Below are 24,737 nucleotides of genomic sequence, written 5' to 3' on the forward strand. Positions count from 1 at the left end.
TTCTGTATCACTTGAGATAGTCTCGTCTAATATAAATTAAAATAGCTTCTAAAATCAGACAAATTGCTGATAACAAAAAACTGATGGTAATGCCAAAATTCTCGGTAATATAGCTCATTAGTAACACAAATACTGAAAATGATAGTGTTGAAATCACTTCAATAACAGAATAAACATTGACCAAATTATTTTCCTCTACAGTCTCCTGAAGAAATACACTTTCAGGAACTTCTTTTAGCTGTGACAACATACCAACTAAAGCGGAAAAAAATAAAAACATCTGTGCATTTGGAAATAAAATAATGGCCAACGTCACTATTGCTATTGATACAAGAGGAAAAAGAATACTTTTCCATTTAGCAGCTAGGAACTTTTCAGATAATCTGAAAGCAATTAAACCACTGGTTATAATGCCAATAGAGTATGCTGTATTTGAATATCCCCAGTAGCTTTCTGTTTTATTTAATAACTCAGTTACAAAAACAAGTATAATGGAAGAAACCCAAATCGTATTTGAGAAAATTTCAAATAAATTTGCCGAGATAAAAAGTCTTAATCTAGGATCTCTAGCAACTGACTTCCAACCTTTGACTAAAATGTCAAGATTAGTCTCTGACTCTAGCACCTCCACCTCAGCATCAGGAAGAAATAACATCATGAAGCTGGAAATTATATACAACAGTAAAATTATAAGAGTGGTAGATAAAAGGCCAATCGTTGCAAACAAGAGTCCACCTAATCCCCACCCCACCAATTGAGTAGCTTCACCACTCATTGACAATGCTGAGTTTGCCTTACCCAAATCAGTTGCATAACGTGGGACAATAGCATAGGAAACAGGTGCTGCAAAACCATCTAATATGGAAATTACAACAACAAATAGATACATCACCAAGGGCGGTACTGATTTCATGACTATAAACATTCCTACCAGTATCAACAATAATATAGTCTTTCCGAATTGAGATAAAGATAGAACCTTATTTAGTGCTAACCGTTTAGTAACTAAAGGAACTAAAATACTAGCAACAAAAGAGGATATTCCTATTAAAATAGGAACTAATGAAGTGGCAATTACTGATTTTGAAATAATGTATATGTTAGCAATGATAGTTACTCTAAAGAAAATATCTGCTAAATTTGCAACCAATTGAGAAACTAACAACTTGATAAATGAGTTAGACATACATTACTCCCACCTTTTCTTTCAAAACTCCCATTGCACATAGTTCAACTGTATCTTTTAAGTTTTTTTCTCTCTGTTTGAAAAAGAAAATAATACCAAGCAAAAAAGACTTACTGTACCAAATATTAAATAATTACTCCTTATACTAAAATTATCAGCAAAAATACCAGCTAGAAAATCTGCTACCATAAAACTTATTGAAATAAATAAATTATATACCGACCACGATACTGCTCTATTTTTTTCTATCGACATATTAAATTTAGAGTAAAAATGGTTATTATAACTGGAATTGAGAATACGCATTAATAGAAAAGTTATAATTTGGATGAATAAATTGGTTTGAAAAAACATAAAAATAGCTAGTATTGGCAGCATTAAACTTATTTTAAACTTAATTTTTAGATAACTTCCCAAAGCCATAGATATATTAAACATAAATAGTACGATACCCAACATATCTAATGAAAGTCCCTGTTCATTTAAAAATATACCTGCATAAGAATTGCTAATCATAATTAGAGTCGAGAATGCTACTCCTAACAATATTAAGTTCCATGGAATATCTTTAACATTATCAATGCTGAATATTTTTTGATCATTATTCAGTGTATTTCTGATTTCAGGTAATCCTATTAAACTTAATTGACTTAAAACCACAAATACAATGGAAATAATAATCGGATAACTAAAATTCCTATTCAATAAATATGGAGATATAATTGTAACAATAGCTATAAAAACATATTTTATTGTATTGAGATATTTCAAAAATGATTTATACACTACTTCATCATCAATTATTTCAAAATTATAGGCATTAAGAACACCTGAAGATAATGATTCCGACAATCCAAAAGATATTGCTGAAATATATATTATATTTGATTTTCCAAAGAGTAAACAAGATAGCGCTAAAATTAATAGAAAATTTGATATAACCAAAATTTTCTTGTAACCAAACTTACTTGAAATAACGCTTAATGGAATATCAAAAAATGAACCACATAACTCGGTAATAACAGATAAACTAGCTATTTCTGTGAAAGAGAAACCTAGATGCTTTAAAAGTAACATTGTTACAAAGTAGTACGGTAATCCAGACAGAAATATATTCATCACATATAAATTAAAAATCCTTTTACTCATAATTTGCAAACTGAGTCTCTAAAATATTCTGGACTCTTCTCCTTAATCAAGTTAACATAGCAGCCGCCTTCGCAAATTTTTACTAAGCACTCCGTTATCTTTTGCCTGACGCAAAATTCACTCCCAATCTTTAGCAGGTTTGGAACTTCTATCTTCTCGATTTGCTAAAAAACAAAAACCACATTTTAAATCACAATACATACTAGGGTATATTACTAATTCGAGTGGAAAACTCAATACATTATGCTTTTTTAATTTTGCTACATACTCCCTCGCATTTTTTAAAGTCTCGGCAGGATCTTTCAATGATCCCTCAATATTTTTATCAGAATAGATATCTAATGATAATGCTCGTTTTAATTTTCCTGCTTCTATATCTTTTTTAAAAAAAGAAACAGCAATTTCAAAACCATGGCTTTGAACTAGATATAGAAAAAAGCCTCAGTCTCATCTAATTCAACTCGATCAAAATTTGTTTTATTTATTAAAATTCCACCAAACTTCTCTAGTCTAAATAAAACATCTTCTGAAACCGTTCTCATTTCGAATGCCTTTCTAAAAAAGCAGAGGAAAATGTAACCTCTACTTATCCTATGAGATAAATTACCAGATCACTTCCAACCGTCGCCTTTTGCCATAGAACTAGACTCAAGGACTTTCTCAAGTTCTTTAGACATAATTGTAACTCCTTTCAAATAGGATACTATAATTATATTCTTTTTCATCACTTACAATAAAACATTCCCATATCTGCACACTACCCTTTATCTGCTAAAATTTTTTCTAAATGTCCTTCATAAATCTTTGCTATATGATTGCTTCCAGCTAATTTCATTGCGGCAATACTCTTCCTCATTTCAACAATTGCTTTTCTATCTCCTTCTTTTTTATATTGATATAAGTGTTGTACATACTGAAATACTAACCTCTCATAGATTTCCGTCTCAGTGAAAAAACATTGCTTTAGTTGTTTTTCAAAATACAAAGCATCAAAAATTTTTCCTCTCTCAACACATGTGATATATCCATTTAATAACATCGATGAAATCATTCGCCTATTCTTTGGTATTTCTTTATAAAAATCTGAACGCCTACACATTTCTCTAGCCAAAACCATAAAAACATCATGATTTAAGGCATCTAATGTATTTGCAAATATCAATAATTCGTAATATCCCCAGTATTCAACACTAAATAAATAATCTGTTAAATAAGATAAATCATCACTAGAATAATAAGGCTCTCCCGATAAATCTTGTAATCGAATTTTTAACAAAATTGTATTTATTTGATGAAATTTGCTCCGCTTGGAATTTGACTCCATTTGTAAATAGAGTAATTTTTTCATACCTTCAACATCATGATTAGATACAAAACAATTAACCTTTAACAAAAGTTCATTTAGTTCATCACGACGGAAGTCATGAACTGCATACATAAATTCATCAATCGGTACATTAACCTCATCTAAAACAGCTATAAACTTTGAAATTGTTAAATCAGTCTCACCATTTTCAAAACGTGATAACTGAGATGTTGATATACCAACCTTAGCAACATCTTTTAATCGTAATCCTCTAGATTCTCGAAACTTTTTAAAAATTTCTCCAAATTTTTTCATATTGTACCTCTGATATGCATATACAGGAATATTCTTAATTTTCAGTATTTTATCATAAAACATAAAAAATTGAAAGCGAGAAAATTTACATGAAAAACAATAGGTTATTAACTATATTACTTCTAGCCTTTGAGGGAATCATTATCATTGTTATGGGCTAATTGCTATTTTGAAAATAAAAAACGAAGGTATAATTACAATACCCTCGCTAAAATATTTCTATAAGTATTTATTCAATACCCCTTTTATCTAATACAACTCTGCTCAATAAAATAAAAACTAAAAAAGGACTTTACTTCACTGCTTTATCAGCTCGTACAAGTAGTGATACTGCCACCAGGACAAACCGCCACCATGAAGTAACACGATAACGTCTTGATTTTCTTGACCAACTTCAACAACTTTCATCACAATCTCCTACCCAAAATGCTAACAAAAAAGACCAAAAGTCCTAGGTAAAATAACAACACAACTAATCAAGTGCCTGTTATCATATTACCATACTTTTGGTTTTATTTGATGAGGGTAATGTTTTTATTAGTAAAGTGAATATACAAAACTTAAAAAGTTATTTTAAAGACATAAGATAGATTTGACAAGGATTTTGCTCGTCCCACAATGTTGGGAATACCTCAAATCCCTTAAAACCAAGTGAAAGATAGAAACGATTTGTGCTATCATAACTATCGTATTTTCCCATTTGAACCGTTTTGACTTGAAGAAAAGTGTAACCTTTTTCGGTAGCAATCTCTTTAGCTTTCAAAACAAGAGTTTTTCCAACACCCTGTCGGTGATATTTTTTCAAAACTCCCATTACAAATAGCTCAACTGTATCTCTTCCAGTTTCTCAAATAAACAAAACTAACTGGGTGTTTTTTATCATAAGCAGCTATAAATGGGCACTTTGCACTTTCTTTGATGTAGTTCTCACGCGCTTCAGAAATCCCAAACCATTCAGGCAAGGCTTCTAAAATAAGACGTGTTATATCTTGTTTCTCAGTATAATCAATTATTTCTTTGAGTTTCATTGTATTTTTTAATTATTACAGTTTATAACAACTTTAATTGTTCATATATTTTTTGAACATCTTGTTTTGCACCACCAAATTTAGGCCATGCATCTATTCCGTCATCATTTTTTCTCGGAATAATATGAATATGAAAATGAGGAACCGATTGTCCCGCACTCTCATCACTAGCATTAAGTAGATTGACACCATCATAACCACAATTTTCTGTAAAATGCACAGAGAGTTTTTGAACTGTTTGCATAACAGCATTTAATAGAGTCGAATTACAATCTAAAATATTCTTACAATGTGTTTTTGGAATCACCAAGACATGACCATCAACATCCCTAGCAATATCCATAAATGCAATTGTTAAATCATCTTCATAAATTTTCAAACTTGAAATTTCACCAGAAATAATTTTGCAGAAAATACAATTTGTCATACTACATCCTCCTCAACAAGTCGGGCTATATTCATTAAGTTACGTAGAAATCTACTGATAAATCTTCATCAGATTCATACGGTTTCCATGCAACATAAAATCCATATCTCTCACTCCAACTTGAACGCCAAATATCATAGTAGCAGTAGTTACTAACCAATCAAGCTTCGTAACCTCGCTTTCTTGGAGTAACTGTGCGTAGCATACTCCTAAGTTGCTAAAGCAACAAGGATTATCCTATATCGCATGGGCGGAACATCTACTTCTACTTCGCTGTTTCAGCAGCTCGTACAAGCAGTGATACTGCCTCAACATGATGCGTGTTCGGGAACAAATCCACTGGCTGTACTTTTTGGAGTTTGTAGCCGAGTTCTTGGTAAAGTTTGATGTCACGCGCCATGGTTGCTGGGTTACATGAGATGTAAGTAACTTTTTCTGGTTGCATGGCTACGCTTGCTTTGATGAAGTTTTCTGTCAAACCTTTACGTGGTGGGTCAACCAAGATGACGCTTGGTTTGATACCATTTTTACTCCATGTTGCCATAGCATGCTCTGCTGAATCTGCCACATAATGCGCATTGGTAATGCCATTAAGCGCAGCATTGCGTTTTGCATCTTCAACGGCTTCTTCAATCACTTCAACACCGTAAACAGCTTTGACGTTTTTCGCAAATGAAAGCCCGATAGTTCCAATACCAGAATAAGCATCAATCACGATATCGTCAGCTGTCAAATCAGAAAAGTCAATGGCTGTTTGATAAAGTTTTTCAGCCATTTCAGTGTTCACTTGGTAGAATGAACGTGCTGAAATTTCATATTGATTGCCAAGCATGCTGTCAACAATCGTGTCTTTACCATAGAGTGTTCTAAAGTCATTACCAAAAATCGCGTTGGTATTTTTATCGTTGATATTTTGGACGATTGATTTTACTGCTGGAAATTCAGCAACGATTTTTTCAATGATTTGCTCGATGCGGAAAATTTTCGGACGTGTTGTGACAAAGACAAGCATCATCTCACCAGAATAATGTCCACGACGAACGACCAAGTTACGAATTAAACCAGTTTGCTCTTTTTCATCATAAGGTTTGAGGTCAAAACGACGAAGTAAATCACGTGTGAAATTAATCAAACGGTCAATCTCTTTATTTTGAATGTAAAAATCAGAAATTGGCATCAAATCATGTGAATGTTTGCGGAAGAAACCAGTTTCCAACTGTCCGTTAACACGACGAACTGGTACTTGTGCTTTGTTACGGTAAGCGTAAGGATGCTCCATACCAAGTGTTTCTAACACTTCAACATCAGAAATGCCGGCTGTTTTGTACAAATTATCAGCAACTTGTTTGCGTTTAAATTTCAATTGTTCAGCGTAAGCCAAATGTCCAAAATCCGCAATTCCTGTACGCAAGTAATCCACATTCAAATCTTGGTTACGGTGTTCAGAAATAGTGAGGTATTCTTCAACTTTACCAAAACCAATATTTTTCTTCACTTTCAAGACGCGCATCTTGATTTTTTCACCTGGAAGAGCATTTTCAACAAAAAAGACGAAGCCATCAACTTTGGCAACCCCTGCTCCTTCATGTGATAAATCTGTGATTTCAACCTCTACAATGCTATTTTTTTCTAACATATTTTCCTTTCATGCCTGACTTATATAAGTCATCAGTAATATCTTATTCTCGGTTTCTTCACTATAAAAAATAGAGAAGCTTAACTGCCTCTCTATTATATCATATTATTAACGTAGCCCAATGTCCTTCAACTCTTTTTGGTATTTATTAAAATCAATGGCAATTCCAAGACCGCCATACATATCATAGCCATCTGTCCAGTCGCCTTCTGCAGGAACTGTCTTTTGCTCAATTCCTTTTTGACCACTTGTCACCACACCTAAACCTTCTTTGACAAGAAATGGATAAGAGATGTTGGTTGAGGTAAGGGCATAGATTTTGCCGATTGCTGCTGAGCCTGTGAAAAGTTTTGAAGGGTCTTTGATTTGATTGACAATTGCTGAAATCACTTGTTGCTGGCGCTGTGTACGACCATAATCGCCGTCATCATCCTTACGAAAACGCGCATAATTTAGCAAAGTCCGTCCATCCATCCTTTGTTGACCAACTTCAATGGTCTGATTTGGGACACTACCATCTGCTTGCATGCTAAGGTCATCTGGTACTTCAACCGATGACACTTCTTGACCATCAACCGTACCGAACTTGGCATCTATCTCAACACCCTTTGGAAAGAGCGTATTGATAGCTTCTGCGAAGGTTTCAAAGTCAACCATGACATAATACTTGACGTTAATATCAAAATTATCCTTCAAGGTTTTGCGCATGAGCTCAGCACCTTGACGGTCATCTTGTTCGCCAATATTAAAGGCCACATTTAGCTTTTGGTCATTAGCATAGTCATTATAGCTGACACCATTGATATTCACCAAAGTATCACGCATGAAGCTAACTAGTTTAACTTTACCTTCTTTGTTGCCAATATTCATCACCATGATGGTATCTGTTCTAGCATCAGATGAGCCTTGCGAAATCCGCTTATCACTGCCAAGAATCAAAATATTAGTCCCGTCATGACTATCTTGACCGTTAAAAGGTTCTACCACTGCAGCAGAATAATTCGTCTCGCCACTAGAAACTTCGTGAACCCCATGATAAAACATGTAAACCATGCCAATCATAATAATAACAACTAAGAAACCACAAAATTGCAAAAAATGCTTAAAACGTTTTTTATGGTTCTTCTTTTTGGGCTTCTTTGCTTTGGTCACCTTAGGTTCTTCGTGTGCAATTCCTTCGTAATAATCTAAATAAGAAGTTTGCTTTTTTGCCTTTTTCTTTCGCTTTGAAGGACGTGACTTTTTTGCCTTCGGGTATTTTGGCAGACCTTGTGAAGTGACTTGATTATCATAATCATCATAATCGTCGTACTCATCATAAGTCACATAGGCATCATAATCATCGTCATAGTCGTCATCGTAGTAATCATAATACTCGTAATAGTCACCATAATCGTCGTAACGCTCATAATTTGGCTCTTTATTGGCAGACGAAGGATATCCAGATGACATCTCTTGCATACTCATCTGCTTTTTATGATAGAGATAACCAAATTCTTCCTTTTGTTGCGGATTTAGATATTCTAAATTTCCCAAAAGGTATTCATATCTTAATTCTTCGTGTCGACTTAATTTATCTTGTGCCATATCTCATACCACTCTTTCAATCTAGCTATACTAAAGTCAGTACAAGTTTAACGAAACGACTATACTATTATTATACTAAAAAATGACAGCGCTTGCTACTTTGGGCACAATTCCAGCAAAAAACACCTGATTTTGCAGGTGTTTCTTTAGTATTATAATTTGTAAACATCATAATTGCCTAGAGTTTTGTAATCAATGCCCAAAAGCTGCAGTTCCTCAAGGGCACATACGACTAAAGCTTCGTTTGAATTGTCTACATCAACAATGAAAAAGTATTCTCCAAGAGCTGTCTTCAAGGGACGACTTTCGATTTTTGTCAAATTAATCCCACGCCAAGCAAAGACAGACAGAGCTTTATAAAGCGCACCAGGCAAATTATCCTGCAAAGTGATGGCTAAAGACAGTTTTTGCTGAGACTTAGGCAAATCAAATACAGGCTTTTGGCGTCCAAGTAGCCAAAAGCGCGTGTAATTTTCATCCATTTCTTGAATATCTTTTGCGATAATCACAAGACCATACTCTTTTGCCGCTGCTGCTGGAGCAATGGCTGCGTATGGCTCATCAGGATTTTCTGCAATATAACGCGCGGCATAAGCAGTACTTGCTGTCATTTCGATTTGAGCATTTGGATAATGTGCTTTAATGTATTTCTTGCCCTGAGCAATAGCCTGAGGGTGTGAAAAAATCTTTTCGATTTTTTTATCCTGTGACGTTGCTAAAAGCTGTTGCTTAATCGGCTGAATCATCTCGGCAACTGCTTCAATATTGGCTTGGTGATAAAGATAATCAAGCGTTTCATGGACAGAGCCCTCAATTGAATTTTCAACTGGAATAATGGCATAATCCACGACACCTTCTTCATAAGACTTAATCACTTCTGTGATATTGGCAAATGGCATGCGCTCGTCATCTGGAAAAGCCTTAACAGCAACATTGTGCGTAAAAGAACCACTCGGTCCTAGGTAGCCAACTTTCATCCGATTTCCTCAACAATTTCTTCTGGTGTTTTTCCAGCGACTTCGATAATGCGATTAGCTGCTGACTCATACATTTCTCTACGTCCATCAAAGATAGCTTTAAATGCTTCTTTGCTATTATTGATAAATAGCGGACGCACATTTTTCGTATCATTTTTGATACGGTCATAAAGCGTGTCAAAATCAGCTTTAAGATAAATCGTCTCACCATTTTTTGCCAAAATGTCACGGTTAATAGGATTAATCACAACACCGCCACCAGTGGAAATGACATGCTCAGAATTAACCAACTCTGCTAGCACTTGAGACTCAATCTCACGGAATTTTGCTTCGCCTTCTTTTTCAAAAAAGTCAGCAATCGACATGCCAATGCGCTCCGTAATCAAAGCATCCATATCGACATAATCTTTATCTAAAAGTGAGGAAATGGTTGATTTACCAGACCCCATAAATCCAATAATAATTCTAGCCATGTGACAAGACCTCCAAATCACTAAAGAAGCTTGGGTAGCTTGTGTTGATTGCTTCTGCGCGCTCTAACTCAACATCACCATCTGACACCAAAAGCGCAGCAATTGCTGTCATCATGCCAATACGGTGGTCGCCAAAAGTATTGATTTTAGCACCATGAAGCGGTGTTTTTCCTTTGATAATCATGCCATCATCTGTTGGTGTGATGTCAGCGCCCATTGCATTAAGAGCATCCGCAACTACCTGAATGCGGTCAGTTTCTTTGACCTTCAATTCTTCCGCATCACGAATCACAGTTGTACCATTTGCTTGAGTCGCAAGAAGAGCAATAATTGGCAATTCGTCAATCAAACGTGGAATGATTTCACCACCGATTTCAGTACCATGAAGTTCAGAAGTTTCAACAGTAATTGTCGCAGATTTTGCGATGTCATCGACATCTGAAATCGTCATCTTGCCGCCCATCGCTTTAATAACATCAAGAATACCAGTTCGCGTTTCATTGATACCAACGTTCTTCAATGTCACTTTTGCATTTGGGACAATAAGCCCTGCAACGAGCCAGAAAGCTGCTGATGAGATGTCACCTGGCACCACCACATCTTGACCAGTAAATTCTTGACCACCTTTGATACGGATTTCTTTGCCGTTTACATCAATTTTTCCACCAAATTGAACAATCATATCTTCGGTGTGATTGCGAGTCTTCTCTTTTTCAATGATGACTGATTCGCCATCTGCCTGCAAAGCAGCAAAGATAAGTGCTGACTTGACCTGAGCAGATGCCACAGGAAGTTGGTAGTGAATTGGTTTTAAAGATTTGCTACCATGCATAGTAAGTGGTGGCAAGTCACGCTCAGTCTGACCTGAAACCTCAACACCCATTTGGCGAAGCGGAATCGTCACACGGTCCATGGGGCGTTTTGACAAGCTATCATCTCCAAACATTTCAACGGTGAAATCTTGCCCAGCCAAAACACCAGAAATCAAGCGAATTGATGTTCCTGAATTTCCCATATTCAATTTATTTTTTGGTGCTTTAAGTCCGTCAAAACCAACACCTGTAATGGTCACTAGCTCACCATCATCTTGAATATCTACACCCAAATCACGAAAAACTTGCATCGTTGACAAAACATCTTCGCCACGCAAAATATCGCGAACAGTCGTTTTTCCCTTAGCAAGACTTCCAAACATGATTGAACGGTGGCTAATTGATTTATCGCCAGGAACACGCAAGGTTCCTTGTAATTGTGACACATTTGTCAATAATTTCATACAACTCTCCCATGATTTCATTTTTAATCTATTGTACCATAAAAATACTGAAAATTTGCACAACTCTCTAATTATTCTCTTTTTATGGCTGAAATAAGTAGAAAAACAGCTGAAAATTCAGCTGTTTAATGGTTTATTTTTTACTGCTTTCGTCATCCATTGAAAGTACTGACAAGAAGGCTTCTTGTGGCACTTCAACTGAACCGATAGCTTTCATACGTTTTTTACCTGCTTTTTGTTTTTCAAGCAATTTACGTTTACGAGAAACGTCACCACCATAACATTTTGCAAGCACGTTTTTACGAAGGGCTTTAATATCTGAACGAGCCACGATTTTTTGACCGATAGCTGCTTGAATTGGCACTTCAAATTGTTGACGTGGAATGATTTTCTTCAATTTTTCAACGATTAATTTACCACGTTCATAGGCAAATTCATTGTGAACGATGAAGCTAAGCGCATCGACTTTGTCGCCGTTAAGCAGAATATCCATTTTAACCAATTTAGATTTGCGGTATTCTGAAATTTCGTAATCAAAGCTTGCATAACCACGTGTTGATGATTTCAATTTATCAAAGAAATCAAAGACAATTTCAGCAAGTGGGATTTGGTAAATGACATTAACACGATTTTCATCGATGTAATCCATCGTCACAAAATCACCACGTTTACGTTGAGCAAGTTCCATAACAGCTCCGACAAATTCTTGTGGGACCATGATTTGTGCTTTAACATATGGTTCTTCGATGCTTGCAACCTTAGTTGGGTCTGGGAATTCAGACGGGTTTGACACCTCAAGCATGTCGCCATCAGTCGTATTAACATGATAAACAACGGATGGTGCTGTCATAATCAAATCAATGTTAAATTCACGTTCCAAACGTTCTTGGATAACATCCATGTGAAGAAGTCCCAAGAAACCACAACGGAAACCAAAACCAAGCGCTTGTGACGTTTCTGGTTCAAATTGAAGACTAGCATCATTCAATTGAAGTTTTTCAAGAGCTTCACGAAGGTCGTTGTATTTGTTTGATTCGATTGGGTAAAGACCAGCAAACACCATTGGGTTCATTTGTTTATAACCGTGAAGTGGGGCTTCTGCTGGGTTATCCGCAAGAGTAACCGTATCACCGACACGAGTGTCCGCTACAGTCTTAATTGATGCTGCGATATAACCAACATCACCAGTTGCTAGGAAATCACGACCCACTGCTTTTGGTGTGAAGATACCCACTTCAGTGACATCAAATGTTTTACCATTAGACATCAACTGGATAGTATCGCCAGGTTTTACCATACCATTGACGATACGAACTTGAAGAATAACCCCACGATAAGCATCGTAAACTGAGTCAAAGATAAGTGCTTGGAGCGGTGCTTCAACATCACCTGCTGGCGCTGGCACGTACTCAACGATTTGCTCAAGGATTTCTTCAATCCCGATACCAGCTTTTGCTGAAGCAAGTACTGCTTCTGATGCATCAAGTCCGATAACATCTTCGATTTCTTGACGAACACGTTCAGGATCAGCAGCTGGCAAATCGATTTTATTGATAACTGGCAAGATTTCCAAGTCATTATCAAGTGCTAAATACACGTTAGCAAGCGTTTGAGCTTCAATACCTTGTGCCGCATCAACAACTAAAATAGCACCTTCACAGGCTGCAAGTGAACGAGACACTTCATATGAAAAGTCAACGTGCCCTGGTGTGTCAATCAAGTGGAAAATGTAAGTTTCGCCATCTTTAGCTGTGTAGTTCAACTCAATCGCATTCAATTTGATTGTGATACCACGTTCACGTTCCAAATCCATGCTATCCAAGAGTTGAGCTTGCATTTCACGACTAGAGACAGTTTCAGTTTTTTCCAAAATACGGTCAGCCAAAGTTGACTTTCCGTGGTCAATATGCGCAATAATTGAGAAATTGCGAATCTTTTCTTGTCGTTTTTTTAATTCTTGAATATCCATCTATCCTATAATCCTATACAATTATTCATTATTTCTATTATAACAAATAAACACCTTGGGTGCTATAAAAAGTTTTCTAGGCACGATAAATATCACTAAAATCAGCTACTGCAAATCATTTTACAAATTACACAGAAAGCGCTATTATTTAAGCAAAGATAATAAAAACTCAACTCATCGCAAACCTATGACCCACATAGATTACCCCACCCAGTGACGAACTAGGTGGGGTTTTGGTGTTGTAAATCTTGAGAGTACAAAAACTGCTCTTTATCCAACGTATACTTAACTGGGTTTTACGGTTACTTAAATCTTGAGAGTACAAAAACACGTTATATCGAAGAAATTTGCAGGTTTTTGTTTTACGGTTACTTAAATCTTGAGAGTACAAAAACTTGCTAGCTTGATAGTTGGCAAGATTTGTCGTTTTACGGTTACTTAAATCTTGAGAGTACAAAAACTAGCGGACGGTCTGGGTCATTCAACAGCTAGTTTTACGGTTACTTAAATCTTGAGAGTACAAAAACTAGCGGACGGTCTGGGTCATTCAACAGCTAGTTTTACGGTTACTTAAATCTTGAGAGTACAAAAACTCGATTAGGTAGACGTCTTCTTGTGTAGGGGTTTTACGGTTACTTAAATCTTGAGAGTACAAAAACAATCGATGAGGTCGTAATATATGGCGGATTGTTTTACGGTTACTTAAATCTTGAGAGTACAAAAACTAATTCTCGTCATCAAGGTCGAGAATGGCAGTTTTACGGTTACTTAAATCTTGAGAGTACAAAAACCGCCAGAAGACTGTAAGTATGTCATGATTTGTTTTACGGTTACTTAAATCTTGAGAGTACAAAAACTTTGGTGACGCTCATTGCTTACCTCCTTAAGTTTTACGGTTACTTAAATCTTGAGAGTACAAAAACAATGTTTTATTTACATTATAACCAACAGTAGTTTTACGGTTACTTAAATCTTGAGAGTACAAAAACCTCAAATCGTCATTTTTAGTTCTTGTACCCTACAAGAATTATAATTTGATTAAACAAAAAAGTCAATCTTTATCCTTTAAAAAGCTGATTTCAAGCGGGTCGACCAAAGGAATGGGATAACTTAACTTCTTATCATACTGATATAAGCTATTAAGTATTTTAATAGCAACCATATCTGAAATTCCTAAACTCACATACGTGATTTGATCGCTAAATAGATAACTTGCATTTTTTTGTAGCAGAATTAAAAATTCTTTTTTCGTTGGTATATTATTCGATGGATATCTTCCAACAAATCTTTCATACATAAAATCAAGATCATATAAGGATTCAATATAGTCCGAAACAATCGTAACAGACTCTATTGTTTCTTTTGTAACATACAAATAACTTTCATTCGAAGGAAAAATAGTACAGTAAAAATTTGGAAACTCACTTGTTATCTGAGTAATAGATTCACAAATTCTTATAAATGAAGAATAATCAAGATAGTCATCCATATTCTTGAAAACCAATAAAATGTTACCAGTATCATTTTTTAGTTTTTCTTTTATCATTTTAAGTAAAAACATTACTTTAGTTTCGTTATTAACAAATTCAAAAGCAATATTTTTTTCTTGATAATTAAAATATGGTTGAAAATACTTGCTTAATAATTGCTCAGACGTAACCAAACAGCTTTCCGTATGATAAGTGACATTATCTATTGATAAATTAAGATTCTGATTGACAGTTAGTGAAATTCTATCCAATCTATCATTGATTCCATCAACTTCCGTCATGACATCAATAGTATCTAATTTCGATTTCATAAAATCAAAAGCGACAGTTCCTTTTTTATAAGACATCTGCTCAAGCAAATCTTGGATATCAGAAATCGAAATGACCTTAAAATCTTTTCGCTTTAAAACCTTCCCATCACTTAAAATTTCAGGCTCCTCTTGATTAAAAAGTGACAAATCTTCTTCTGAATACTTTTTACCATCAAAATACCACATCAAAAGATGCCACATATAATATTTTAGTTGCTGATTTTGTCCTATTATCTGTGTAAATTGACCAAAATTAATATCTAGGTTATCCTTGTACGGATGAGTGAAGTGCCATTTCATATAACCACCAACTTATTATTACTAACTACTTCTTCTTGTTTCGTTTTTCCACCTACGATTAAAGTCATCTCAGAAAATTGTTTCTCTGTAACAGCTAACAACCTTACGTTACCTGCAGGTAAATTGCTCTGCTGTAGTCTTTTATAAAACTTATTAGCAAAACTACGATTTGGACAAGTACGATAATAAACCGAAAACTGTAACATCTCAAATCCATTGGCTATCAATTCTTTTCTAAAATTTCGATAGGTCCTTTTTTCTTGTGCAGTTTCCATTGGTAAATCAAAAAAGCATAATAATCTCATTGCAGCATACCTCATCTTAAGACTCCAATTCTAGGCTTGACACTACTGGGCAAAAGAATTTGCTCGTATCTTTTTTATCAATACATTTTATAAAACCTTGAACATATTTATCCATAGCACCAGTTACCGAACAATTTTCTTTCCCGTACTTAATATTGGCATTTAAAAGATTCGTTAGATTTAAGCGGTACTCATATTTTAAATATTCTTTATCACGTAAATTTTGGTAAACCCAAATATCTACTATCTGTCTAAATGGCTCCATTAAATCATCTACCAGATTAAATTGATTGTATTCATTTCTATGGAAAATACCAATTAGGGGATTGAGACCATATCCTTCGACAATCCTTGCCATTTGTGCTCTCAAGATTGCATATCCATAATTCAAACCAGCATTAATCACATCAGCCTCTTGTTGTGTCACGCGCGTAAACTTTTTACCAAAAAGCTCATTAAAATAAACTTTAGCAGCATGCCCTTCTCGATTCGTCTTATCTCCAAGCTCGATATGGTCTTTATAATCAGCTAATAACTGTATCGCATCAATATCTCTCTCAAATAATGACAGAACATCTTGCTGATTATTAATTTTAAAATAAGTTACAATTTGCCAAAGCTTATCTTTTTGCTCCTGACTCCATTCTAACTGCTTTTGTAGTCTCTTATAAGCTCTAGAATGTCCATTCGGTGCATGATAAATGCCTGTCGGTAAGTGTTCATTATCACAAACAATAAGAGCAATATTGAATTTGCTTAAAGCACTAAGCAAACGAAGAGTTACTACCGTATCTCCACCTTCAGCAACAATAATTGAAATATCACTTAAAGGAATCGTATATTCCTCGCCTAGCTTCTTTATTACGATATTATCCAATTTTAAATGCATCTTTTCACTTTGATTAACGTGCACAACTCTCCAAGTCATCATTTTCTCCTTTACACAACGAAAAGCACCCCATGTAAAAACATGGGGTGCTTGAATTCGGCATGAAGCCTTATCTTTGTAGGCTCTGCAAGATTTAAGTAACCGTGCAAGGCGTCCCTTGCAAGATTTATTATATAGCGATTACATAAAAATTGCAACCCCAAAATTCAATTATTTTTTATTATTTTTAAAATCCAACTTAGGTTTATCACCTTCTTTTTTAATAAAGAATTTATTACCAAGAACATCAGTACGAACTTTATAGATTGATAAATTAGATTTATTTAAACTTTTTAGACATTGCCCACCATTTGCAACATTACCAAATACTTTCATTAGTTCTTGTCCACCATCATATCTTTCTTTATCGTATGGTTTCAGCTCTACATAATGTTTGACATTTGGCATTGTTCTAGATAGAAAACGATATAGCTCTTCTTCACCACTCTCTGTATCTTTGATTAAAATCAAATCATTTCGATACAAAGTAAATTTAAATTCTGAATTCTTGCCAATACCCTCTTTTACTTTTATCTCATCATATCTTTCTTGAGAAATATGATATTTACCAGTTCCTTTTTCAAAGCTCAAGTCTGAATATTTTAAGCCCATTAATTCATATTTTAAGGTATCAGGATTAAAGTAAAGGTCAGCTCTCCAAGGATTCAAAGATTGCAACACAACTTCATTTTTACTACCTTTAGGAGTGATATCAATACAATTTCCCAATTTCTTATCATAATACTTAAGAGATTTAATAGGTGTGCCTTTTCCTTTTTTACTGTATTTGCAGATTAAGCCATTTTCTCTGCGGTACTCTTCAAAAGGATTACATTTGACATTTTTCTTACCATCTTCAGAAAGTTTTTCACTCGGATAATCTCTTAAAATTACTTCAATGACATTTTCCCAAGTTAACGGATCTTTTTGATACATCAAGAATTGTGTTTTATCTTTTTTGTATCTTTTAATAAAAGCATCAAATCCATCTTGACTGTAGATATCTTTGATTTTTCCTAAAACATAAGTTTCTTCTTTTTTATCTTTTCCAAGCCTAGCTTTTCGAGTTGAATAGATAGTTGCATCTGAAACTTTTCGATTATATTTTGAATCTACTTGATAAGAGAATAAGATTTCATCTTCAAAAGCTTTACTTGAAATTGTATTAACAAATCCTTGATACGGTGGTTGGAAAACTAGTTCTTTGTAATCATCATCTGATACCGACAGAATCTCACCAGTCTCCTTGTTAACCACTTGATTTTCACCATAATCTACAAACATTGGATTTTCTTGTTTTTGCCATAATTTCAATTGGCTTGAAGCAGCAATAATCAAAGCATCCACTGCATGATGGTGATACGTTTCACGTGATTTGTCAATCTTCCATTTTCGACGAAGTTGTGACGTAAATTGACCTCTAATAACAGAAACTTTAGTATCTTTATCCAATTCTTTTAATGCCGCTTGAATGCTATTTAAAACAACACGTGATGCATAACGAGTATCGACCAGATTACGCTCGATAAATTTCTTTTTAACTTCTATCTTATCGATATTTTCTGTTGTTAAAAGGTACTCACGTTTCTTCTTACCAATTCCTTTTTGATTCAGTACGTAATCTTTCATTTCTCTAAATGACCACGCTGCATCCATAGAATCGATAACTTGATAAGGGGTCTTTTGACCTTTTTCTTGGTTTGTCCAAGCATAAACTAAAACTTTATTAGCTAAACTGTCATCAAAAGAAAGAGATAGCGGTAAAATATGGTCGATTTCAAAGTTATTTGAATTATGTACCAAATCTTGAATTGAAATTGGTTTTCCCGAATACAAACAACGTTCACCTTGTTGATACCAAAGGCGAATTTTAGTTTTTAACTGCTTATTACCATGAAAAACACCATCAGGTAATTTATCAGTACCATTATAAAGATAAGCTGCTCGTTTTAAAGCATCTTCAACTTCTTTAGCGTTTTCCTTTTGCTTTTTGTCAATAAATTTCTTCTCATCATCAGCATTCTTATCTCGTGGCATTTCGATAACAATCTTGTCAAAATCACCGTATTTCTTAACTGCTGCATTAATGATTTTTACTGTTTGGCTAACAGATTTCGCTACAACTGGATTATAAATTTCATCCGTAATTTCTTTTTCATTAATCGTCTTGGTATTTTCTGATGACTTTTTATTAACTTTAAATTTCTCTAATCGTGTCAAAATTGTCATCTGTTCCTCAGATGTTGCGTACAATTCAGGAATTAGTTCATTCATCAATTTAACTGAGAAACTATGCCATCCTTTATTAAAAGCAGAACTTTGATTTTTTCTGACATTTACAAGTTCTACAATTTGCTCTTCCGTAAATTGGTTTGGTAAATTACGTTTGATGGCATCCTCAATACCTTCACGTTCTGTATTAAGTGTTAAGATATCTGCTAATTTATCTAATGTTTCTCTTGATAATTCATCAATATCAATCAAACTAAGATTAAATTTTAGTTTGCGATATGGTTCAAATGTGTGTAAATCTGGTTTTCCTTTATTATCTTCACGATAACCCTTGATATCATCTACACTACATTCTACAATCTTCGCTATTTCTTTTAATAATTTTGCAACACCTAAAGCCTTCGAACTTTTGGCAAAATCAACTAAATAATGTTTTTGTTCAGTAGACAACTTACCTGTTTCAGTCGGCACTTTTAAATTATTTAAATCATTTAAAAAGTTATATTCTTGAGCAGTATAAGAAGCTTTAGAGGTTCTATATTCATCAGGATAAAATGTACATTTACCAATCAAAATACCAAAAATATTCTCAAGTGTTGTTCCATCTGTACGATAGCGTCCATAATCCGTACGAGATTTTTCGTTACCTGGTCCATGATAATATTTTCGTTTTTGAGTTAAAATTTCAATATAATCTTCAATAAACTCATCAGTAATTTGCTTATTATAATTTGATTGAGTTTCTAAAATTTTACGTGCTTCATTCTTGTAATCAGATGTTGAGAAAACATTGATTAATCGGTGAGCTTCACCATTTTCATCATACACTGTGAAGTTTCCACGTAATTGACCATATTTTTCTAGTCGTTCTAATTGAATTTGACCTGGTGTCATGTTCTTCAACAAACGACGATTTTCTTCAATAGATTTTGCATAATCTGAGCTGCCTGTTGAATCATCTTCTGCATCATCAAGATACGAGATACCACGTCTTTTTGCAATTGTTCGCAAAGCAGCAAATAATTCTTCATTTGTTAATTGTTCCGATAAACCTTTAACACGAAGTTCATAGGGATTTAAATTTAGATTTCTAAAATCAGTTGAAATATCATATTTTTCAAATAAGTCACGTACTCGTTTAACACGATGCTTTTTACGACGTGTTAAGCGTCTTGCACCACGAAAGCCTCTTCTTTCAGCATTATTCTCAGCATTTGCTGCCGAAAATAGTCGAGAGTTAGCATGAATAACCTTACCAGTTTTAGCTTCAATGATACCAACTCCAACAGATGCTACACCAATATCCAAGCCTAAAATTTTTCCATTTGTCATTACTATTACTTCTCCATTTTTATTTAAGTAATCCCTTACATTTTACCCCTTTATAAACTAAAAAACAAGCGCCATTGAGCGCTTGTCAGCTACTAAACTATCAAATTATTCCCCAAACCAAAGGGCGATTTCGCGTTCTACTGATTCTGGTGAATCTGAACCGTGAACGATGTTAAATGTTGCAGCGCCTTCAGCTGGTGCTTGAGCAAAATCACCACGGATTGTTCCTGGAAGAGCTTCTTTAGGGTTTGTTGCACCCATCATTGTACGCCAAGAAGTAATCACTTCTTCTCCTGACATAACACCAGCAATCACTGGACCACTTGTCATAAAGTCAACGATTAGTGGGAAGAATGGACGGTCAACCAAGTCTTCATAGTGTTTTTCTAACAACTCAGGAGTTGCCATACGCATTTCTAATTTTTCAATTTTGAAACCACGACGTTCAATACGTTTAAGTACTTCACCAACAAGTCCGCGTTTCACGCCATCTGGTTTAATCATAAAGAAAGTTTTTTCCATGTAAACAATCCAACCTATCTAACTAAAATAAATTCACTTTCAATTTTACCATAAAAGAAAACTTTTGAAAAACATTGGAAGTGATTTTCACTAAAGTTTTAGTTAGAATTTGAAACGTTAAACTTCCACAAATTCTACATGCCCGTCACAAGTACATAAAGTATCTAGATTACTCGGATCTGGTAAAGGCATTTTTTCAATATAATAAGTTTCTAATACTCCTGATAAAAACTCCTTAGCATTTCTTCTAGCTTCTTCCAAGTTATCACCCTGAGTTCCGCCAGCAAAATCAGGAAATTCTACCCAATACCTTCCATTAGCTTCGTTGTGAAAAATTGCTGGATAATTTTTAATCATTGTACTTCTCCTTATTGGCCCTAACTCACCAACCAGCCCCAGAAGAAGGGGAGGAGAAAGGCGATGATGCCGCAGATGACATAGGTGATGCGCAGCCATTTTTGCGAAATGTTAGAGGATTTTACCCAAAATGTGATGGCAAATATCCACGCTACTGCAAACAGTAGCCAAAAATACCATGCAAATGTCATTTTTCATCCTTTCTCTCGTTGTTTTTTAGGCGATGATTTAATTGCTTACGAGCTGTTGCGACTAAACTTAGCATCATCACTTCATAAGCTACAAAGAAAATGATAAAGCAATGCATGAAGTATTCTTCTGGTAAAACCCAGATAATCGGGTCAGTCGCTGGGTTAAAAAGCCAACTGCTATCACCAGGAAATAAGGCTTCATGAAAGAGAGTAAAGAATTGGTCAAAACCAATCAAAAGCCCTGCTACTGCAATGACAATCGGTAAAAATGCAGCAAAGGTAAAAGTTCTTTGATGAAGAAAAAGTGATTTTTTAGCTCTGCTATTTTTCAAAAAACGCCAAGAAGGATATAGCAAAATCACAAAGACAGCTTGTGCTAAATGAAATAGATGCTTCACGTCGCCAAAATGCTTAAGCCCACTAGCTGATGAAGGAAAATCAGGCATAGCTAGAGTGTGTGATAATGGATTCGTCAGATATGTCATCAAGACATTGAAGTTTTTTAAGAGGTCGTCTTTTGTAATGGTCACTTGGAGAGTTAACTTGAGCCAATCAATCTCAAGAGGATAGATTAACCAAGCGCCGTAAATAGCTACTAGCACTGCAAAAGATAGAAGCCATAACCAAGTGCTAAAGGTCCAAATTCTATTTTTCATCAAAATTCCATTCGTCAAGGCTAGCTAGCACGTGGTCAGGTTTTACTGGAAGTGTTGGCACTTCTTCAGGTTTGGTAAATCCTGTTGTCACAAGTAAAGTAGCAATATCATTTTGAATTCCTGCCATGATATCTGTTAAGTAGTTATCTCCAACCATGATTGCTTCTTCTCGTTTAACGCCAAGAACATCCAAGGCTTTGTTCATGATAATAGCATTTGGTTTTCCGATGTAGACTGGTTTCACACGTGTAGCCACTTCCAAAAGATTGTTAATGGCACCAGCTCCTGGCATCAAACCACGTTCCGTTGGAATGTTCAAGTCTGGGTTTGTTCCGATAAAGACAGCACCTTTTTGGATAGCTAATGTTGCTACCGCTAATTTTTCATAGGTTAAATCAGTATCAAGTCCAACAACGACATAGGCTGGATTTTCAGTGTCTTCTACGTAACCCGCCTCAGCAATCGCTGTTTTCAAACCAGTTTCCCCAATCACATAAACAGTTTTGCCACGATTCAAATCATTCATGTAATCAATCGTTGCCATTGTTGCCGTGTAAATAGTGTTAAGAGGTGTATGAACGTTGAATTGTGTTGCCAACATTTCTTGGACTTTTTCAGGTGTACGTGTTGAATTGTTTGTCACCAAGACATAAGGAATTTGTCGTTCTTGAAGACGTTGAATAAAACGTTCTCCAGCTGGAATACGATCTTTTCCTTTATAAATTGTTCCGTCTAAATCAATCAAATAGCCTTTATAAGTCATTCTTTCCTCCATATATAGTAAATGACCTTTCAGGTAAGTTAAAAGGTCATTAAGTCTTACTTCTTTCCTTAATTATTTAAAAATAGCAGAGCGATTATTTTTCTTTCCATTCAATGCGTGCTTGAGCTCGTACCACACCTTGAGTGACAATTTCATGTTTGGTTGTCAAGCCATCACGTTCAACTCGTGACTTAATGTCATGGCCATATTGAACTTCTTTCACATATTTCAAATTAATGTGGTGTGGAATGTATTTTTCCAAAAAGTTAACGTCTAAAACATCATACATCCATTCAAGGTATTTGCTGTTATTGACATGACCATTCAAATCAAGATCAAAGAAACGCACGTGGTAGAGAGTTTCTTCTGGATTTTCCAAGCCTTCATAACGAGGACCACGGTAAATTTTCTTCACTTTTTCAACTTGGTAAACATCGACAATATCATCGACAACAGGATGCACTTTGCGGGTGTCATAATCCATCAAGACAAAGGTCGAATGAATGGTCAAAATCTTCTCACCATCTTCGCCATAGACATTGAAATCACGGTAACAAAAGAGCTTGTTGTAAGCTGTTGGCACCGTCTCGATTACAATGTTTTCGGTATATTTAGGCAAGCGGTCGATCTCAATAGCATATTCTGTGATAATCCAGACAAGATTATAAGTTTGAAAAACATACTCGTCACTCATTCCAAGACTTAACGATTGCTTGCCAGAAACCTGCAAAACAAGCGATAAGAGTTGTGATAATTTCATATTTTGATTAATATCACTTTCATAAAAAGGTACTTGATATTTTTCTTGATAACTTAATCCCATCTTTTTTACTCCAATATAAATCTCTCTGCGACTGTGTCTCCCAAAAACAGTCCTTTTTTGGTCATGCGTACCACCTTATCATCTGGAACCAATAGGCCTTGCTGACAAAGTTCTCTCACGATTTGACCATAACGTTCTTCAAAAGACAAGCCGAATTTTTCTTCAAATCTAGCAATAGACACACCAGATTTTTTGCGTAATCCTAAGAACAATTCTTCTTCCATCATCTCATCTTTTGTCAATTTTTCTTCTGATAATCTGGCATTACCTTGAGCAACTGCTTTAAGATAATGCTGAATTGGTCCACGATTACGATAGCGAACACCATTTAAATAACCAGAAGCCCCTGCTCCCACACCAAAATACTCTGCATTGTCCCAGTACATCAAATTATGGCGGCTTTCAAAACCTGGTTTGGTGAAGTTTGAAATTTCATAGTGCTCAAAGCCATTAGCTTCTAACTCAGAAATGATGTATTCAAACATCTCCGCTTCCAAATCTTCTTTAGGTAATTGTAATTTACCGCGACGCATCTTATTCATGAAAACCGTATGATGTTCCAGAATCAAGCTATATAAACTCAAATGCGGAATATCAAGTGCAATAGCCTTAGCCACATTTTCTTTGACATCTTCCATGGTTTGACCAGGAAGCGCATAAATCAAATCAATGGAAATATTATGAAAACCAGCTTTTTTCAAATTCGAAATCGTTGAATAAATCTGAGCTTCATTGTGACTACGACCGATTTGTTTCAAATGTTTATCATTGAAAGTCTGAACGCCAAGTGACACACGATTCACTGCTGAGCGCTTGAGCACTTCAATCTTATCTTCTGTTAAATCACCTGGGTTAGCTTCAATAGTGAATTCTTCTAAAGCACTCAAATCCAAGTGCTTAGTCAAATTCGTCAACAAGTACTCCAGTTGTTCTGCAGTAATTGAGGTTGGTGTTCCACCACCAATATATAAAGTACGCAACTTCTTAATATCATAAGACTCAAACTCACGAATAAGAGCCTGCAAATACTCATCGACAGGCTGATTCTTGATAAAAACCTTTGAAAAATCACAATAATAACAAATCTGCGTACAAAAAGGAATATGTACATAAGCTGATGTTGGTTTTGTTAGCATGACGTTATTATAACATTTTTAAGAAAGATAACCAATGAAATAAACACAAAAAGGTCTGAGCC

24 protein-coding genes and 1 CRISPR repeat array are annotated in these 24,737 nt (G+C 35.1%); all 24 genes read right to left on the bottom strand.

The features are described from left to right. Positions 1 to 7 precede the first annotated feature (7 nt). The 24 genes from GPZ88_RS00510 to hemW all read right to left on the bottom strand — a co-directional run bounded on the left by GPZ88_RS00510 (position 8) and on the right by hemW (position 24,675). Complete coding sequence (locus tag GPZ88_RS00510; protein WP_157629171.1) at positions 8 to 1,186, bottom strand: ryptide export MFS transporter; 1,179 nt, start codon at positions 1,184 to 1,186, stop codon at positions 8 to 10. A gap of 57 nt (positions 1,187 to 1,243) precedes the next feature. Then, positions 1,244 to 2,335: an MFS transporter gene (locus GPZ88_RS00515; RefSeq protein WP_166042905.1), complete on the bottom strand. Its 1,092-nt coding sequence runs from the start codon at positions 2,333 to 2,335 to the stop codon at positions 1,244 to 1,246. Between the two features lie 611 nt (positions 2,336 to 2,946). Beyond that, entirely contained in the window at positions 2,947 to 3,060 is a 114-nt protein-coding gene (locus GPZ88_RS10435; RefSeq protein ID WP_374057259.1) for a KxxxW-cyclized peptide pheromone, read from the bottom strand. 32 nt (positions 3,061 to 3,092) lie between these two features. Continuing rightward, positions 3,093 to 3,956: a helix-turn-helix domain-containing protein gene (locus GPZ88_RS00530; protein ID WP_074626518.1), complete on the bottom strand. Its 864-nt coding sequence runs from the start codon at positions 3,954 to 3,956 to the stop codon at positions 3,093 to 3,095. Between the two features lie 568 nt (positions 3,957 to 4,524). Next, positions 4,525 to 4,770 carry a GNAT family N-acetyltransferase gene (locus tag GPZ88_RS10310; protein WP_240915094.1) on the bottom strand — a complete coding sequence of 82 codons (246 nt, stop codon included), beginning with the start codon at positions 4,768 to 4,770 and terminating at the stop codon, positions 4,525 to 4,527. A gap of 10 nt (positions 4,771 to 4,780) precedes the next feature. Continuing rightward, positions 4,781 to 4,984 carry a hypothetical protein gene (locus tag GPZ88_RS10315; RefSeq protein WP_240915095.1) on the bottom strand — a complete coding sequence of 68 codons (204 nt, stop codon included), beginning with the start codon at positions 4,982 to 4,984 and terminating at the stop codon, positions 4,781 to 4,783. A gap of 22 nt (positions 4,985 to 5,006) precedes the next feature. Further along, positions 5,007 to 5,411 (bottom strand): HIT family protein, encoded by a 405-nt coding sequence (locus GPZ88_RS00545; protein WP_166042908.1) that lies wholly within the window; start codon positions 5,409 to 5,411, stop codon positions 5,007 to 5,009. A 265-nt stretch (positions 5,412 to 5,676) separates the two neighbouring features. Beyond that, positions 5,677 to 7,047, bottom strand: a complete 1,371-nt coding sequence (rlmD, locus tag GPZ88_RS00550; protein WP_166042910.1) for a 23S rRNA (uracil(1939)-C(5))-methyltransferase RlmD — start codon at positions 7,045 to 7,047, stop codon at positions 5,677 to 5,679. 108 nt (positions 7,048 to 7,155) lie between these two features. After that, positions 7,156 to 8,634, bottom strand: a complete 1,479-nt coding sequence (locus tag GPZ88_RS00555; protein WP_166042912.1) for an LCP family protein — start codon at positions 8,632 to 8,634, stop codon at positions 7,156 to 7,158. A gap of 152 nt (positions 8,635 to 8,786) precedes the next feature. Continuing rightward, complete coding sequence (pheA, locus tag GPZ88_RS00560; RefSeq protein WP_024343825.1) at positions 8,787 to 9,611, bottom strand: prephenate dehydratase; 825 nt, start codon at positions 9,609 to 9,611, stop codon at positions 8,787 to 8,789. After that, positions 9,608 to 10,084 (bottom strand): shikimate kinase, encoded by a 477-nt coding sequence (locus tag GPZ88_RS00565; protein WP_021142653.1) that lies wholly within the window; start codon positions 10,082 to 10,084, stop codon positions 9,608 to 9,610. Before GPZ88_RS00565 ends, pheA begins: the two co-directional genes overlap by 4 nt. After that, positions 10,077 to 11,360, bottom strand: coding sequence for a 3-phosphoshikimate 1-carboxyvinyltransferase (gene aroA / locus GPZ88_RS00570; protein WP_157629182.1), 1,284 nt, complete (start codon positions 11,358 to 11,360; stop codon positions 10,077 to 10,079). The genes GPZ88_RS00565 and aroA overlap by 8 nt, the downstream gene beginning before the upstream one ends. Positions 11,361 to 11,493: 133 nt before the next feature. Continuing rightward, the gene (lepA, locus tag GPZ88_RS00575) at positions 11,494 to 13,329 is read right to left on the bottom strand and encodes a translation elongation factor 4 (protein ID WP_024343822.1); all 1,836 of its coding nucleotides are present in this window, start codon (positions 13,327 to 13,329) and stop codon (positions 11,494 to 11,496) included. A 293-nt stretch (positions 13,330 to 13,622) separates the two neighbouring features. Next, a CRISPR array of direct repeats spans positions 13,623 to 14,318; the repeat unit is 36 nt; unit sequence GTTTTACGGTTACTTAAATCTTGAGAGTACAAAAAC. 62 nt (positions 14,319 to 14,380) lie between these two features. Next, positions 14,381 to 15,430 (bottom strand): CRISPR-associated protein Csn2-St, encoded by a 1,050-nt coding sequence (gene csn2-St / locus GPZ88_RS00580; protein WP_166042914.1) that lies wholly within the window; start codon positions 15,428 to 15,430, stop codon positions 14,381 to 14,383. Beyond that, entirely contained in the window at positions 15,427 to 15,750 is a 324-nt protein-coding gene (cas2, locus tag GPZ88_RS00585) for a CRISPR-associated endonuclease Cas2 (protein ID WP_045797755.1), read from the bottom strand. The genes csn2-St and cas2 overlap by 4 nt, the downstream gene beginning before the upstream one ends. Before the next feature lies 1 nt (position 15,751). Further along, positions 15,752 to 16,663 (bottom strand): type II CRISPR-associated endonuclease Cas1, encoded by a 912-nt coding sequence (gene cas1, locus GPZ88_RS00590; protein ID WP_166042916.1) that lies wholly within the window; start codon positions 16,661 to 16,663, stop codon positions 15,752 to 15,754. 171 nt (positions 16,664 to 16,834) lie between these two features. Beyond that, the gene (cas9, locus tag GPZ88_RS00595) at positions 16,835 to 20,227 is read right to left on the bottom strand and encodes a type II CRISPR RNA-guided endonuclease Cas9 (protein WP_166042918.1); all 3,393 of its coding nucleotides are present in this window, start codon (positions 20,225 to 20,227) and stop codon (positions 16,835 to 16,837) included. 105 nt (positions 20,228 to 20,332) lie between these two features. Continuing rightward, positions 20,333 to 20,749, bottom strand: a complete 417-nt coding sequence (gene ndk / locus GPZ88_RS00600; protein WP_004232469.1) for a nucleoside-diphosphate kinase — start codon at positions 20,747 to 20,749, stop codon at positions 20,333 to 20,335. Positions 20,750 to 20,866: 117 nt separating this feature from the next. Then, positions 20,867 to 21,106, bottom strand: a complete 240-nt coding sequence (locus GPZ88_RS00605; protein WP_166042920.1) for a type II toxin-antitoxin system HicB family antitoxin — start codon at positions 21,104 to 21,106, stop codon at positions 20,867 to 20,869. 20 nt (positions 21,107 to 21,126) lie between these two features. Then, positions 21,127 to 21,297, bottom strand: a complete 171-nt coding sequence (locus tag GPZ88_RS00610) for an NADH-quinone oxidoreductase subunit L (protein WP_134775434.1) — start codon at positions 21,295 to 21,297, stop codon at positions 21,127 to 21,129. After that, positions 21,294 to 21,953 carry a TIGR01906 family membrane protein gene (locus GPZ88_RS00615; RefSeq protein ID WP_166042922.1) on the bottom strand — a complete coding sequence of 220 codons (660 nt, stop codon included), beginning with the start codon at positions 21,951 to 21,953 and terminating at the stop codon, positions 21,294 to 21,296. The genes GPZ88_RS00610 and GPZ88_RS00615 overlap by 4 nt, the downstream gene beginning before the upstream one ends. Further along, the gene (locus tag GPZ88_RS00620; protein WP_074481524.1) at positions 21,943 to 22,716 is read right to left on the bottom strand and encodes a TIGR01457 family HAD-type hydrolase; all 774 of its coding nucleotides are present in this window, start codon (positions 22,714 to 22,716) and stop codon (positions 21,943 to 21,945) included. Before GPZ88_RS00620 ends, GPZ88_RS00615 begins: the two co-directional genes overlap by 11 nt. Positions 22,717 to 22,810: 94 nt before the next feature. Next, positions 22,811 to 23,539: an acyl-ACP thioesterase domain-containing protein gene (locus tag GPZ88_RS00625; protein ID WP_157629189.1), complete on the bottom strand. Its 729-nt coding sequence runs from the start codon at positions 23,537 to 23,539 to the stop codon at positions 22,811 to 22,813. Positions 23,540 to 23,544: 5 nt separating this feature from the next. Then, positions 23,545 to 24,675: a radical SAM family heme chaperone HemW gene (gene hemW, locus GPZ88_RS00630; RefSeq protein ID WP_074602390.1), complete on the bottom strand. Its 1,131-nt coding sequence runs from the start codon at positions 24,673 to 24,675 to the stop codon at positions 23,545 to 23,547. Positions 24,676 to 24,737: the final 62 nt, after the last annotated feature.

Source organism: Streptococcus ruminicola (assembly GCF_011387195.1).
Taxonomy (GTDB): domain Bacteria; phylum Bacillota; class Bacilli; order Lactobacillales; family Streptococcaceae; genus Streptococcus; species Streptococcus ruminicola.